Raw genomic sequence first — 14,152 nt, 5'->3', positions numbered from 1 at the left:
GGCGTTCGAAGGTACGGGGATCCTGCCGCAGCAGGTACAGGAAGCCCAGCGGTTCGCCGTCGCGGCGGCGCAGCACCGCGGCGGCGTAAAAGCCTGTCCGGAAGCCGCCCATCGCATCGGCGAGCGGCTCGAAGCGCGGATCATCAGTGGTGTCGGTCAACACCAGCATGTCAGCGGTCATCAGGGCCGCGAGAGGCGGCACGGGCAGGCTGAGCGGCCAGCTATGGGAGGCCAGGATGGTGTGCTGCACGTCGGTGACGATGACCAGGTCGGCGCCCAGGCGGTCACCGATCAGGCGGCACAGGCTGGTCAGGACCGGGTGGGGCAGCGGCGTGATGACTTCGGTGTCGGGCATGACGTCCTTTGGCCTCGAGAAGACAGCGCTGGTGGCGACAGGAGTGAGGCGATACAGGACATCTGAGGTACCTGGAATGCACGAGGTACCTCATTCTATCCAACAGGCAACTGAGGACTGTGCGCCGGAATGCGGGTTGAAGCCCGTAGCCTGGACGCGTGCCAGCGATATGATGAAGCGGCCAAGCTCAGGGGGAGAACCCGCACCCAGCTTATGGACTGTCCGGGTACAGTCGGGGTATGAACCCAGGCCAGCTTTGACCCTGCGCGACAAGCGCCAGCGCACCTTCAAGTTCTCAGCCAGCACCGAAACGCAACTCGCGCAGATGTGTCACGCGACGGGCAGCGGCGCGACGGCGGTGGTGGAGCAGGCGGTAGCGCGACTGTACCGGGATTTGTTCGGCCAGGGGGCTCTGTTCGTCTTCGCCAATCCCAAGCTGGCTCCTCACGAGAACCTGGATCGGGACTGCCCGCCCGAAGGTTAAGCCTCAGGAAGTCCTGCACGATCCCTGGAGGATGAGGACTACCTCGACGCCATGGCTGCCAGCACCAACATGGGTGTGCCCTGCGTCTCGCACAGCAGGTCCACAGGACTTCAGCGTGTCCATAACTGTGTAAACGTGAGAATGTATTGCGGAATTCCGCACTTCCGCCTTCCGCCCCTCTCACCCCACTCCTCTCCTCCCCGTTTGGGCAGCAGCCAGTGCACAACCGGCGCCTGCATGCTGAACGACTATATCGCCCGTCAGATCAGGTGCATTTGCTTTCCAGACACGTCCAGCACATGTCGAACAGCAACTCAGGAACGTACTGCTCGCATCGGGCGCACCACTCCTGATCCTCCCACTCCACGACCGGACGCACTTCCACAGGCGTGTGCAGGAGGTCAGGGTTATTGAGCAGATCACGCAGCAGGTGGGGCATAGAGTCTCCTATACCCAAGATGATCGTGCTAGACGCAAAAAAGCAAGGATTTGCGTAATTCATCGAATCTTGAGGATGCTGCGTTTAGTGTTATGCCCTCCTCCGCTCACAGGGCAGGTACACAAACCACCTGACTGAGTTGTCCGAATCCAGAACACGTTGTGCCGTTGCTACCGCTTTTCCACTACTCAGACATGAGCAATAACAACAGCAGAGCTGAATCTGAGGCAATTCGTCCCACTCCCCGGTCTCCCACCCCTACCCACCCCCCACCTTCCTCTCCCCTACCCGCACCAGCACACGCCCATGCAGAGCGGCAGGAATGAGTGCCGGCGCACCCACGTTCGCCTGGGCTGATGTTGAATAGACTGTACATTCTCGAGTCTACTTGTGAGATGTGATCTCCCTCTTCATGCAATTTGGCTTCTCCGTCAACCGTTTTAGCCGGCGCCGTGCCTCTCTCATAATTGGGGAAAAGGATGTGCTGAACCATTCAGAGCGTGGTAATCTCCTACTACCCCGGTACGGCACCGATCACATCTGCCGGAAAGGCGAACGCCCGGCGTCTGCAAACACCGAGCGTTCATATACCAGAGTTTTGAAGAGGCTCTGAACCGAATGCGACCTCACGTAGGTCGAACGGCCTGCACGTAGTTTATGACGGCCTACGTGCTCCGGTCAATCGTATGACCGGACCCCGCGCGAGCGGAGGCCGCTTGCCACCTCAGGTGGGTGCCGTCCGAGGACACGTGTGAGTCACGATCCAACCAGTCCAACAGGCGACATGGCCGTCAGGACCCGAGGCCGTTTTGAGCATTCATTCACGATTACCAGCAACATCCTCCGCGACGAGTGGATCCCGCTGGTCGGCAGCGACGCGGCACTCCTGGCTTACATCATTCTGAGTTACAGCAACAGCCCGAAAGGCGCACGGCTCAGCAGCAGGTACTTCAAAAACCACATCCGGTGGGGCGAGGACCGTACGGAGAGTGCAAAAACTGACCTGCTGGCCCGCTTGGACAATGTGTTTACCAGGGTGCCTGGAGTTCAAAAAACCAGCACGCCGGAGACGTGGTGGGTCGATCTGGACGCGTTGACAGAACTGCATGACGCCTACGTCGCTCGTGTTAAGGCAGTGGAGAGCAAAAAACGCGGTCCTGGTCGACCAAAAAAACCTGCTCAGGAAACCAGGGCAGGTTTTTCCACCTTCGGTAGCCTTTTTGCCAAAAACCTGCCCTGGAATTCCGGGCAGCCCTCCCCTGGAATTCCGGGCAGCCCTGCCCCAGATTCCGGGGCACATAAAGGAAATGGGAAAGGAACTGGAAAAGAAAGTGGTGGTGAGCCCGCCGACACAAACACCACCACAAACGCCAGGGGCAGGACTGAACACCTACAACCGCCCACCGGCGGGACCGCTCACGCGGCCGTTGCTACAACGCACTTCCCTGATCAGTCCGTAACCCATCCACATGCACGTCAGCTCGACCAGACCACGAACACTGAAAATGTTCCGGCGGCCGCGGCGAACCGGGCCCAGGCTAACGTGATCCTGAGCCGTGAACTGGGAGGGCATCAAAAGCTTCACAAGTTGATGGCTGAGATTCCGACAGCGTTGCGGCAGGCAGGCCTCACTCGGGACTGCTGGCTGGACGTTTCGCCTGTCCGTCTCGAAGACATCATCCTGACAGCCAAGGCGAAGAGCGTTGAAACCAATAAGTCGGCCTGGACATGCATCATCCGGGCACTCGACGAGGAAATCGGCGCGGTCATCAACAATGAAGTCTCCGGTGCTGGTTCTCCGAACCGTCCTCCGCATGTGTGGCGTGTTGGTGACAGGGTGCTGCTCGCGCGCTACGAATACACCATCGAGGCGCTGACAGAGACATACCTGGACCTGTACGACAAAGAAAACGGTACGATCAAAGTCACGCGGAACTCGGACGATTACGGCCGGCTGAAGCCTGTTCCGACGGAGGCCAGCGCTTAAGTTCACATCATTGGCGGGTCGCCCCAAGCCGTTCATCGCAAACACCGGCCTGCGCACCTGCGGAAACGGGATGAACTGAGTGGTGAGGGCTCGCGTGCGGCGATGCTCGCGCCGGTGGCCACCTGGCTTCACAGCGCCCAGGCGACGTAGAGCACCACGGGCCTGCATGACTGGAACAATGCCCCTGGTATACGTCAGTGGCACGGTCTCGCGCATGCTGGCCCAGGTCAGGGTGTCCGATGAGGTCCGCGAACGCCTGGGCATCCGCCGACAGCGCGCCGCTCTGCTTCCTGTTCGCCGAGTTCTTCTCAGGTTTGGCCGATCCGGGTGTCGAAAGTCAGGCGGTTGACGCTCAGCATTCGAACGACGTTGGGCGTTTCCGGGTGACGGGTGTTGATGAGGTAGTTGCTCTGTCCGGACCGGCATTCGCTGAGGGGCAGGATGACGGACGGTACGCGCAGGATCGGTGACGCCTGCTGGTCGAACCATTCGTCACCGATGACTTGCGTGTCGGGCGTTTCAGGACGGGCATTCCAGGTGCCGGGCAGGCTGTGCAGGTCCAGATCCTGGATGGCCGTTTCATCCACTTCGAACTTCACGAGGCCGTGAGGGACGTTGTGAATGACATTGCCGGCGTGAACGTACACTTCGAGCATGGCCAGCGGGAGGCTGTCACTGGTGTAGATCAGTTGCCGGTTATGCTTGAGGGTGGGATCCTCGCTGTTCCAGCGTCCGCCGTACTTCGCGGCGCCGTTGCCATGTTCGGGAAGGGTGGCGTACTGGGCATGCTGCCATTTGCTGACGCGTTGAAGGATCAAAAGCCCTCAGGAGTAGACGCCGTGTTCAAGGCGGTGAAGCAAGGTTTCGACGTACGCGGCGCCCCCAGGCACCCCGGCGTATTCAAGGGGGGTTTTGCCTCCGAAGGACGCGCTGGGGGTCCGCAGCCAGCGGTGGGCCGCGTCGTCCTCCTCGAAGTACGCTTCGGCGGTTTCGGCAAGGCTGGCCAGTTCGTACAGGGCGCGGCTGGTTTCAGGCCGCAGGAGACGCTCTTCGCGGCGGTAGGAGTGGAAGGTGGTGGGGCTGACGCCCATGATTTTCAGGGCAGCGTTGAGCGGCAGTCCGAGGTGGTGGATGACGCGTTCGGCACAGCTGACGGTGAAGCCCTGATCGAGGACCTCGCTGAGTTCAATAATGGATTTTGCGTTGATACCCAGCAAAGTCGCGCCGGGCAGTGGCGGTGCGGTGCGGGTGGGAATAAACGGCGGACGTGCGGGGCGTGGGGCGGTTGTCATGGGGGGTGACCTCCGGTGCAGGCGTGGGGTGCTGGGGAGTGCGAACGTGCGGGACGCATTCTCCGCTGTCAACATTTTAGCACTTTGAAAGTGCGGAATTGTACATTGGAAGCAACGCTCAGCCGACAGCGCTACTGAGCGCATCCACAGCCGGAGAACTTCCGCCATGAACGTTGCGCGCCACCGACCTCTCTCGCGCACCGGACGAACCAGGACCTCGGGTGTTCAGGGGCGCATGTCGTACTGCCCGCCAGTCAGGAAGTTCGCCTGCGCGGTCTCCCCCATCATCGGCATCGCCTGAATAACCACGTTGTCAGCGTACGCGTCCCCCGTTTCAGGTGAGCAGGCGATGGTGTGACCTGTCTGGGCCGGGCAGGTCGGTGTGATTGCCGAACACCACGATCACCTGCCTGTCGCCGCGGCGTGATCCGTCCACGATGCGGATCTCCCCGGACTGGTACGGGTGGCATCTGCTGGAGAGCAGGGCGCGCTGGGGGCAATCAGGCCGTCACAGCCTGCCTTGCACAAGCGTCTGGCTTCCGTCAGGCAGGTGCGGGTAGGTGGACTGGTCGCCAGTGAGGGTACTGGGGTCCAGGCCTGGCTGTCCGAGGTTTAGGTGGTCAGGGAGAGTGAGAGAACAGACGCTACGGTGGACTTCAGAGGTTTGCCTTAGCTGCGCCGTGCAGGGGTTCCTGCGCTGACCCTGGTCTGTCCGGACACGTGTTCCCAGCCAGATTCGCCAGGCACTAAGAAGGACAAACCGGAAAAAGGCATGTTCTATGAGAAAGCGCGTCCTGGACAATAAAACTATACTTCCTCATTGTTGGGGACGGGTCTGTTCAAGAGAGGCGGTTCAAGCAAGGCGAACGTCGACGGCAATCATTCCAAATGTGACCAGGCAATGAATCACTCGAAAAGTGCGAAGCAGCCTCACTTGGTTGGAGCAGGCCAACAGGCGTTCACCTACGAACCCTCCCGGCGGGCACACCCTGAGGATGCCAACGCCGGGAGGGTCCCTCTTTTCAGTGGTACCAGTCTGGAGAGCGCCTGCTCCTGCCAAGCGATGAAGTTCGCACTTTGTGAGTCGTCGCAAAGATTTTCAGCGTTCAGGACGCAAACCTGAGTTTGCCCGAATTGATTCGCACTTTGAGAGTCATTGGTGTTCGCACTTTGCGAGTCATCGGTGTTCTCAGCCCGCGCCACATCGCACATCCGGACTTCATCGCCGTTGTTCGCACTATTCGAGTTGTTGACGCTGAGAAGTTCGCACTTTGTGAGTCAAGGTTCGCACTTTGTGAGTAGTCTCCATTCGCACTTTGTGAGTCAAAGTTCGCACTTTGTGAGTCGTTTTCTGGCGGAATTGGCGTACCAGACGAGCTTTTCCGTCACAGAGAGAGGGCCTTAGATAGATTTTTTTAGATAGATTTTTTCTATCAGGAAAAGCAGACCACCCCCACCAGGGCAACATCGGTGGGGCCGCGACGATGTGCGAAACTGCATGGCACCAGGAGCATACATGGCGGTCAAACGAAAACCTGTGTCCAGTGGCGAACAGAAGGCACCCGCAGAAAAGCCTTACCGAAACGAGATCAATCGTTCAGCCATGGCGCTGATTTCGCCCGTGAAAACCTGGGACGTTCGCGAGCGGCAGGTTGATGTGACGATCAATAACCGCCGCTACAATTTGGATGCGGGGAGCCGTTACCCCCTGCCGCATGGAATCGACAACGACGTCATGACGTCCATCATCACGTTGGCGCTGATCGACGGTGTGCCCGAAGACCGGACGCTGCACACCACACCTCACGAGTTGCTCACCACCGCCATGCTGTCCAGCAATGGTGACTACTACAAGCGCCTGCGCACCAGTTTGCTGCGTCTGTTCCATGCAACTTACATGATCCGTGACGGCTGGTTCGATGCTCAGCGCAACAAATGGACGTTCGAGTCCGAGAGTTTCCGGTTTATCGACAAGGTGCGCTACCAGGAAGAGCAGGACCTGGATGATGCTGAGGCGCATCTGACTCCTCAGCAGCCTCTCGTTATCGTCCTCAGCCAGGATCTGGTGGAGCAGCTTCAGGCAGGGTTTGTTCACCTGCCAGACCCGAACATCCTCAAGGCCCTGAGAGATGCCCCGGCCCGCAGTTTGTATCACTTTCTAGAAGGGCAGCGCGAACGACACCGCCGAGAGCACCGTGAAGTGCCGTTGGAGCTCTCGTTCGTGCTGAGCGATCTGGCCCAGTTGCTGGCCCTGACCGCGACCGGTACCGTACGCGCCGGCAATGTACGCCGGTCTCTCCAGGACATGGGAGAGGCGCTGCTGGCGGCGAAGTACCTGGAGGCCCTCGCGTTTACGGGCCGCGGCCTGGCGGGTCGGGTGACCTTCACCTTCCCCTGCCAGGTCCTGGAGGCTATCGCGGACCCGGCGCTCGTGGGGTTGTTGACGCAGGAAGGCCTGGCGGAGGCCAGCGCCCGGCAACTGGCTCTGAAGTTTCCGAACAACATCGAGCGTGGTGTGCGCGTCTTCCGCATCATGCTGAAGACGTATCAGTCACGCGGCCGGTCAGTGGACAATCCCCGGAACCTGCTGGCCGCCGCAGTACGGAATCCGGCGAAATACGAGGCTACGATGGAAGTACCTGAAGCGGCGAAACCAGGACCGGTGCCTGCACGCGGAGTGCCCGTTCTGGATCCGGACGTCGAGGAAGTCGCGACCCAACGTGAGTGGGACGGTCTGGACCGAGAGGAACTGGCCGAGCGGTTTATGGGTCGGGTCCGCCTGTTCAACATCCGGGTCACCCAGGACGATGTCCGGACGCTGCTGGACCTTGGCGTGGATCTGTACGAGCTCGCGCGCCGCATTGTCCAGGCTGTTGCCCTGCGCCAAGACGGTTCACTCCTCCTGCGTCAGGCGCTGGCGGGTGAGCTCACCCCCTGACCCAGCGAGTTGCTGCCCTTAGTCTCCCCTGTCGGCCGGATCTCAGCACGCGGTGAGGGGCCGTGTTCTAGCGAAGTTGGCGCCGGACCCGACTGGCTGACCCTTGAGCCCCGCCCGCGGGCCCTCACCAGTCCGGACAGGGAGTGGGCACTGCTGACCGTCAGACGGGATAACTTTACGGCTGGGACGTTATTCCGTTGGTACCGCCGTTTGCCGTTGACGTAAGCTCCGCAGTTGGGGCTTTGACCGAATTGGCACACCAACCGCCCTCATAAAAAAAACTGCTGGCGATGCCGGTTTTGCGGCGCAATATGAAGGGGATGACCCCCGCCCATCCCTGGCTTGCCCAGTTGCCTGCCCTCCAGCAGGCTCTCAGAACGGATGTACTGATCAGCCTCCCCACCGCCCACCGTCTGGTTGGGATCCCTTCCGCCCCGACGCCGGCGGACCTTATCCTGTTGGCCAGCTGTACCCTTGGCCTGTACGTGCACCGGTATGTTGGGCTGACAGCCCAGCGATACGGACAGCAGGTGAGTGTGCCCTACCTGAGCCTCAGCCGTACGCCTGAAATCCGCGAGAAGCACATTGTGCGGTCGTTGCTGGCGCTGGCGGAGGCCCGGTACATGCTCCGTTGTCCCGCCAACCCAACGCCTGGCGTCGAGCCAGAGACGCCGGTGCTCTGGCAGGTGCAGGCTCACCAGAAGCCTTCCGGTGCCGGGAGCGCAGGCGCGTCCATCGCCGACGCGGTCTACCAGTGTGAGGTCAGCACGCCGGCCGGCCGGCGTCTCCTGATCATCCCAGTAGAGGATGACAGTGGTGAGTACGAGCGCGGCAGAGTCGAGGAGCACATGATGACCTACGCCAGGGTAGGCCCGCAAATCTGGGTGGCGGGCACCTGGCAGCGGCAGCGCGAGCTGTTCACTATCTGGCAGGCGCTGTACCCGGAACGCATGAATTTCTACCCGCTGCTGTCCTGCTGGTGGGACGCGTGAGGCCAACCATCTCCACCAACCGGCCGCACCAACTCGCCCCTGCGGCGAGCCGACCCGCATTCACAACGGGATGGCGCTGCGCATGACCCAGAGCACTGTTCCTGGATGGTTGGTGGCTTTGCCCAGCACTTCAGCGGCCACTCTGGCGGCCGAGATGGGCATCACCAAGGAAAATTTGCGCAAGGACTGGTTGCGGCCCTTCGAGATTTTGATCGACCAGTCGATTCCCCGTGACGCCACAGGCCAGTACGAATTTTCGCCTGTGGTCTACCGGGTGTTCAAGCGGGCGATCAAGGACATCGCTCCGCAGCTTGAGGGACGTGAATTACGCAATGCCCGCGCCCTGCGCGCTGCCCTGGCGGAGGATCCAGACGTGGGTCCGCTGTTTGAAGGCAGCGTCGGCATGGTCCCGCAGGCGGTGCCAGGTGATGCGCTTGCGGAGATCGCCGCAGAGGTGCGCGCCTTGCGGTTGCAGCAGGAGTCTGCCCACCAGCAGACTGTCTACCTGACACGTGCCGTGGAGAGCCAGGCAACCGACCACCAGAAGATGGTCACCCAGCTCCTCCCGGCGCTGGCCACCCGGGAGACCTTTCACGCCGAATCGGTCACGCATCTCATGGTCACGTCGAGGGCGGCTGAGATCATCGCCACTGGTGTCATTGAACTGTCGGCGGACCGGGTTCAGCAGCATCAACGGTTAGATGATCTCGAACGCCGGTACGACCAGGCTGATCGGTTGCAGGCGGCTCTCCAGGTTCTGGCGCTTGAATTCGACGCGAACCGGGTGGGGGTCCTCCATGCTGACATTCGTTCACTGCGCATGGACGTAAAGAGCCTTCAAGCGGAGATGATGGTGCCTGCTGGCCTCTCGTTGCGGGCGCGGTGGTGGGGCTTTAGCCGCGATGTCCGGCGGCATGGGGGCACGCTCCTGGTGTGTGCGGCCGTGATGCTGACCGCCCTGTGGTGGTTCACGATGCCGGGGCGGCTGATGTACACGCACGCCCTGCAAACGTCTGCGAGACCCTGGACGCTGTTGCCTGCGGTGTGTCATGTGCAGGTGCTGAAACCAGCCACAGCCCGGTTGCCCTTGTGCCGTTACTGAGCGGGGCGCACGCCAGTTGAGTCTGGTGGTCAACATAAGGCAAGCGGCACCGGAATGATCCTGGCGCCGCTTGCCCTTTACGAAAAGGGCAGCTTCAGGTCCGCTGCTTTTTGCTTGTTTTCGCTGATCCAGCCTGTGATTTCGTGCGGCTACTTTTTTTCGCAGCCCTGCGGTGTTGCCCCTCGTTCTGGGATTCATGCAGCAGCTGGCTGACCTGGTCCATCAGCTGTCGCAGACGTTGTCGGCGCTCTTCGGACAACTGGGTTAGAGCCGTCTTCGAAGTGAGGTTGCGGGCGACCTGAATGACAAAATCGGCGTCCGTGACCTGCGCAGGTGGTTGGACCGTCTGATCCCGCTGACGTTGCCGCCCCAACTCCTGACGGAGCTCAGTGACGGTGCACCGGTGATCCTGCCAGTAGTCAATCAGATGCCGGCGCTGAGGCTCCTGGCGGGCCGACACAATGACAGAGGCATGCGAAAACGGCAGGCCGGCGTGGCGCATGGCCTCCAGGACCTCGGGTGGCCACGACAGGATTCTGAGCTTGTTTTTGCCGAACGATGTCCAGGTGCCACGGCCCAAACGCGAAAACAGTTCATTGAGGTGGTTCACCTGATCGTCGTCCGGGGTCCGTTCCAGGGCCGCGAGGCGCGCGCCCACGGCCTCACGGCCGACACCGAGGGCCTGGGCCACGAGGGTTACGGTGGCGTCAACTTCGTCGATGGCGTTCAGATCTTCACGCTGGAGGTTGGCCACCGCGGCGTGCAACCCCAGCTGGTCATCCGTAACCGTCCGGACAATGGCTGGAATGGTACTCCAGCCGAGGTGCTGGAGAGCCCGGAAACGTCGCTCGCCATCGACCAGCTGGTACTGGCCGGGCTTGGTGGGGTGCCTTCGGACCAGCACGGGATGAATCAGTCCATCGGTCGCCAGGCTGGCACTGAGATCCCGCAGGCCAGCCTCGTCGAATGATCGTCTGGGTTGGAACGGATTGGGGCTGAGGCTGGCGACTGGGAGTGGTTGCACGACCTCGTGGGCCTGTCCTTCCTGGCTCACTTCCTGCATGGTTTCAAGCAGCCCTGCCCGCTGGGGTGGACGCGGCTTAGCCATGGGTCACCCCATCCGGCAGGCCCACGGCCGCGATCAGCTCGTCGGTGACCCGCTGCACCTGCGTAACGACATCGGAGGAGGGGTCGAATAACCGGACCGGTTTTTGTGCGCGCCAGGAATCGTTCCACACGGCTCCCCGCAGCGACATCTCACTCGCGACAGGGGAGAGCTGGGCCCGGATGGTATCGAGGGTTTCGCGGTCGTGCAGTGCCCGGCGGTCGTACATAGTGGGGATGTACAGGCCGATGGAGAGGTCGGGCCGCAACCGCCGGTACATGCGCAGCGCCCGCTGAACGCCCCGAAGCCCCAAAATCCCTTTATCTTTTGTGGGTACCGGAACGATGAGCTGGTCAGCAGCCAGGGCGGCCAGCACCGCGAGGGCGCCCAGCGATGGGGGAGAGTCGATCAGCACCACGTCCTGCTGGCTTTTGAGGAGCTGGAGGTGGGTGCGCAGGGCCAGTTCCGCTCCGACCACCCCGGGCATCTGCGCTTCGGCCATGGCAAGGTCGATCATCGAGGGAATAATCCCCATCCCGTGGGCGTCTACCGGCGTGGGCAGGGGCTCATCCTCGATGACCGTGCGGTAGACCGTATCCGCCAGGTCGGTGGTGCTGACCCCCAATGCGCTGCTGAGGTTCGCCTGCGGGTCCAGGTCGATCAACAGGACCCTCAGACCGCGCGTGGACAACTCATAGCCGATGTCGCGCGTCAAGCTGGTTTTGCCCGCGCCGCCCGAATGGTTAAAAAACGTGAGAACCCTCATTGGTACACCCACTGTACGCGCACCGCGTCGCTTCGGACGTGTTGTTTGTTCGGACCGACCAGTCAGCTTATGAGGCGACTTCTGGCGCAGGCCAGGGTAAGCACGGGGAGGGGGGTCAGGTGCTGAGCCAGGGGTGCGGTGATGGGGCCGTGGCCGAGGCACGTGGTGTGGGCTGACCCGGCCCATTGCTGCTGGAGCGCCAGGCGCCCAGTTAGGTTCGGAGTCCCGGATGGTGGGCCTCAGGAACGAGGCCGGATTCGTGGACAGAAGGGCATCCGTGCCGGCCAGCGATGACGCTGGAGGCCTGTTGCTCAAAGAGGCCATCATGACCAATGTCGTTTCTGTCGATCTTGCCGTGCCGCTGTATCCGGCTCCGGGAATGCACCGGATTTGGGATGTGGTGTTGCGCGCGCAGGCGACCGTCAACACGCACCTGCAACTGCTGGCCGCAGGCCACAACATCACCCTGCTGGAAGTCGCCGGGGCAGCCCGCGAAGCGCAGGCCACTGTGCCTCTCCCAAGGTTGCCTCCTCATGACACCTATGTGCGGGTATCAGTCCCGACCACCAATGAGTACCTTGTTTCATTCCGGTCGGTCCGAGATGCGATGGGTTGGCTGGAGGTTGTTCCAGCGTCAGCCCTGGCGTGGATGGTGCGTCAGACGCTGCGGGAGTGGCGAGCGCATGTGGGAAATGAATCGGTTCGAGTTTCCGAGCTTCCCCCTCCCTGGTCCCCCTTCCGCCCTGTCGAACTGCATGTTGATCAGGGGGTGCTGCTCGTAGACGGTGCCACGATTGAGGTGGCGCGCGTAGGGAGGGTGCACGCGGATGTCCGGCTGCTGCCGGACCCCTACTGGGGAGCCTTGTGGAGTCAGCGGCAGCGGAGGCTCCTCTCGGAGCAACAGCGGCTGCATCGGGCCGAGCAGGCCTGGCTGGAGAGCGGGAATCACGAGGCGTCACGGCTGGCTCTGCGGATCCGCGCGCGGTATCAGGCCGCAGGCATCTCACTCGACGACCCAGTGGTGATTGACGCCCCACACGCAAGTGATCTAGCCGTCACGGAACGCGTCGTCATTCAGCGTGTCGAGCGACCTGGTGAATCCCATGCGTGGCAGGTGGTCTGGCGGTTCCGGGTCAGGGCACCTGCCAGTCCTCGGTGGACGATCGACGACCTGATTGGCCTGGATCCGGGATTCCAGAATGTTGTTGGGTACGCGTCAGGGACGCTGCGTGGGGTCATTAGACGGCCCACCGGTGGAGCCTGGGAGGAGCCAGAGCTTCTCCCTACGCGAGTGGTGCCAGTGAGTATGCAGGATGAGGCTCGGGCAAGAGTCGCGCACCGGCTGGCCCTGATTGAACGCATGCGTCCGGCATACGCGGAACTGCATGCCCTGGCGCTGGCACACCGGAGCGTCGTAATCGAGGACACCGACTGGGGCGCATTTCAGCGACGGCAGCAGTGGTTTGGGGAGTATGCCGCCCGCGTGGGCCTTCGCACAGCACTGGATCATCTGGTGGCGCTCGCACCCCTCCACGGCGTGACTGTGCAATACACGCGGTGCCAGTACAGCAGTTCGACCTGCTCGCGGTGCACATGGGTCGGTCGACGTGCTCGGGTGGGTGCCCGCTTTCGCTGCCCGCACTGTGGGTATACCGCTCACGCCGACATCAACGCAGCCTCAGTGCACCGGCAGCGCAGCCTGACAGGGGAGGGCCGGCAGCCATGATGCGCCAGCGTGATCTGATGTCACCAGGGGCACGGGCGTACCAGCTGGAGCGAGGTCTACCGCACGAAATACAAGTGCTGCCGCGCTTCGTGCCATTTCAACTGCGACCACGCACGTCCGGAAAACTCGGAAAAGTACCAGTTCGGTTCGCGGGTGGCTGCTGGCCGGTGGATGTCCGAGACGGACGTTACCACCTCACATTCAACGCCGCCCTTTCCCTCCTGCGGGCCGGCAGCGTTGACGGCATCGGGCTGGCGCTCGACGAGCGGATTTCTGTGGTGGATCGTTGGCCCTTATGCGTGGTTGACCTGGATGACGTGATACACGATGGCGTTCTGACCGAGTCTGCTCAACAGCTGGTTCAGACAATGGATACGTGGACAGAGGTGTCTCACAGTGGTCGAGGTCTGCACATCGTTGCTGCTGGAAAGCTGCCACCGCACGGCCGCCGCGGAAGGGTTGAGTTGATCACCACTGGGTATGTCGCCCTCACGGGTGAACGGTGGCCGGGCACCCCAACGTCAATCGAACTGCGGGAAGAGAGCCTGCGCGAACTCCAAGGACGGCAGGTGGCGGCCACGAGACTCGTTGTCTCCTCTCCCCAAAGAATCTGCGGTGGCCAGATCGACGATGACGCCGTGCTGCTTCAACTTCAACGGGCGCGCAACAGCGCGAAATTTATCGCTCTGTTCCAGGGTGATCTGCGGGCGTACAGCGGCGATGCGTCCCGCGCTGATCTGGCGTTGCTGCGGATGATCCTGTGGGCGACCTGCGACCCGGTGCAGGCGATGCGCCTGTGGCAGCGGTCGGCGCTCTACCGGCCCGCACGCTGGGCGCAACCGTGCCGGCGCAGTGGCGACTGTTGCCTGACCTACGCCGAGGCCACCCTTCAGCGCGCGATGGAGCTCTCCCGCTGACCGCACGTCTTTGCGGGGTGGCCCTGGCCACCCCGATTCAGGAGTACCC

General features: G+C 62.0%; 13 protein-coding genes. 7 read left to right on the top strand and 6 right to left on the bottom strand.

Annotation, left to right across the window (positions count from 1 at the left end):
* Nucleotides 1-355, bottom strand: a 355-nt coding sequence (locus IEY49_RS18005) for a GAF domain-containing protein (protein WP_189011309.1), incomplete at its 3' end; no start/stop codon positions are given.
* Between the two features lie 256 nt (nt 356-611).
* Here IEY49_RS18005 and IEY49_RS18000 point away from each other — a divergent pair.
* Nucleotides 612-839: a hypothetical protein gene (locus IEY49_RS18000; RefSeq protein WP_189011307.1), complete on the top strand. Its 228-nt coding sequence runs from the start codon at nt 612-614 to the stop codon at nt 837-839.
* A gap of 265 nt (nt 840-1,104) precedes the next feature.
* Here the strand turns inward: IEY49_RS18000 and IEY49_RS17995 are convergent, their stop codons facing one another.
* Entirely contained in the window at nt 1,105-1,278 is a 174-nt protein-coding gene (locus tag IEY49_RS17995) for a hypothetical protein (protein WP_189011305.1), read from the bottom strand.
* A gap of 784 nt (nt 1,279-2,062) precedes the next feature.
* On the opposite strand from IEY49_RS17995, the gene IEY49_RS17990 reads away from it, so the two are divergent.
* Complete coding sequence (locus tag IEY49_RS17990; protein ID WP_189011303.1) at nt 2,063-3,265, top strand: hypothetical protein; 1,203 nt, start codon at nt 2,063-2,065, stop codon at nt 3,263-3,265.
* A gap of 308 nt (nt 3,266-3,573) precedes the next feature.
* Here the strand turns inward: IEY49_RS17990 and IEY49_RS17985 are convergent, their stop codons facing one another.
* Nucleotides 3,574-4,083 (bottom strand): RES family NAD+ phosphorylase, encoded by a 510-nt coding sequence (locus IEY49_RS17985; RefSeq protein ID WP_189011301.1) that lies wholly within the window; start codon nt 4,081-4,083, stop codon nt 3,574-3,576.
* A gap of 6 nt (nt 4,084-4,089) precedes the next feature.
* A complete protein-coding gene (locus tag IEY49_RS17980) occupies nt 4,090-4,557 on the bottom strand; it encodes an Xre family toxin-antitoxin system antitoxin (RefSeq protein ID WP_189011299.1) in 468 nt (155 codons plus the stop codon).
* A 1,603-nt stretch (nt 4,558-6,160) separates the two neighbouring features.
* Between IEY49_RS17980 and IEY49_RS17975 the strand changes: the two genes are divergently transcribed.
* The 3 genes from IEY49_RS17975 to IEY49_RS17965 all read left to right on the top strand — a co-directional run bounded on the left by IEY49_RS17975 (nt 6,161) and on the right by IEY49_RS17965 (nt 9,589).
* Nucleotides 6,161-7,495 carry a replication initiator protein A gene (locus tag IEY49_RS17975; protein WP_189011297.1) on the top strand — a complete coding sequence of 445 codons (1,335 nt, stop codon included), beginning with the start codon at nt 6,161-6,163 and terminating at the stop codon, nt 7,493-7,495.
* Nucleotides 7,496-7,815: 320 nt separating this feature from the next.
* Nucleotides 7,816-8,487 (top strand): hypothetical protein, encoded by a 672-nt coding sequence (locus IEY49_RS17970; RefSeq protein WP_189011295.1) that lies wholly within the window; start codon nt 7,816-7,818, stop codon nt 8,485-8,487.
* 82 nt (nt 8,488-8,569) lie between these two features.
* A complete protein-coding gene (locus IEY49_RS17965) occupies nt 8,570-9,589 on the top strand; it encodes a hypothetical protein (protein ID WP_189011293.1) in 1,020 nt (339 codons plus the stop codon).
* Between the two features lie 94 nt (nt 9,590-9,683).
* Here IEY49_RS17965 and IEY49_RS17960 read toward each other — a convergent pair whose 3' ends face one another.
* Both IEY49_RS17960 and IEY49_RS17955 read right to left on the bottom strand, forming a co-directional pair.
* Nucleotides 9,684-10,697: a ParB/RepB/Spo0J family partition protein gene (locus IEY49_RS17960; protein WP_189011291.1), complete on the bottom strand. Its 1,014-nt coding sequence runs from the start codon at nt 10,695-10,697 to the stop codon at nt 9,684-9,686.
* Nucleotides 10,690-11,460 carry a ParA family protein gene (locus IEY49_RS17955; RefSeq protein WP_189011284.1) on the bottom strand — a complete coding sequence of 257 codons (771 nt, stop codon included), beginning with the start codon at nt 11,458-11,460 and terminating at the stop codon, nt 10,690-10,692. The genes IEY49_RS17960 and IEY49_RS17955 overlap by 8 nt, the downstream gene beginning before the upstream one ends.
* Before the next feature lie 277 nt (nt 11,461-11,737).
* Here IEY49_RS17955 and IEY49_RS17950 point away from each other — a divergent pair, with 277 nt between their 5' ends.
* Both IEY49_RS17950 and IEY49_RS17945 read left to right on the top strand, forming a co-directional pair.
* Nucleotides 11,738-13,186: a zinc ribbon domain-containing protein gene (locus tag IEY49_RS17950; RefSeq protein ID WP_189011282.1), complete on the top strand. Its 1,449-nt coding sequence runs from the start codon at nt 11,738-11,740 to the stop codon at nt 13,184-13,186.
* A 74-nt stretch (nt 13,187-13,260) separates the two neighbouring features.
* Nucleotides 13,261-14,103, top strand: a complete 843-nt coding sequence (locus IEY49_RS17945; protein WP_229780895.1) for a hypothetical protein — start codon at nt 13,261-13,263, stop codon at nt 14,101-14,103.
* Nucleotides 14,104-14,152 lie beyond the last annotated feature (49 nt).

This window comes from Deinococcus malanensis (genome assembly GCF_014647655.1).
Lineage (GTDB): Bacteria > Deinococcota > Deinococci > Deinococcales > Deinococcaceae > Deinococcus > Deinococcus malanensis.
Note: the sequence above shows the minus strand (reverse complement) of the source record. Positions and strands in the feature narration are given on the sequence as shown.

Coding starts and splice junctions, on each gene's coding strand:
- IEY49_RS17995 (WP_189011305.1), bottom strand. CDS start 1,278: ATGCCCCACCTGCTGCGTGATCTGCTCAATAACCCTGACCTCCTGCAC.
- IEY49_RS17990 (WP_189011303.1), top strand. CDS start 2,063: ATGGCCGTCAGGACCCGAGGCCGTTTTGAGCATTCATTCACGATTACC.
- IEY49_RS17980 (WP_189011299.1), bottom strand. CDS start 4,557: ATGACAACCGCCCCACGCCCCGCACGTCCGCCGTTTATTCCCACCCGC.
- IEY49_RS17975 (WP_189011297.1), top strand. CDS start 6,161: ATGGCGCTGATTTCGCCCGTGAAAACCTGGGACGTTCGCGAGCGGCAG.
- IEY49_RS17970 (WP_189011295.1), top strand. CDS start 7,816: ATGACCCCCGCCCATCCCTGGCTTGCCCAGTTGCCTGCCCTCCAGCAG.
- IEY49_RS17965 (WP_189011293.1), top strand. CDS start 8,570: ATGACCCAGAGCACTGTTCCTGGATGGTTGGTGGCTTTGCCCAGCACT.
- IEY49_RS17960 (WP_189011291.1), bottom strand. CDS start 10,697: ATGGCTAAGCCGCGTCCACCCCAGCGGGCAGGGCTGCTTGAAACCATG.
- IEY49_RS17955 (WP_189011284.1), bottom strand. CDS start 11,460: ATGAGGGTTCTCACGTTTTTTAACCATTCGGGCGGCGCGGGCAAAACC.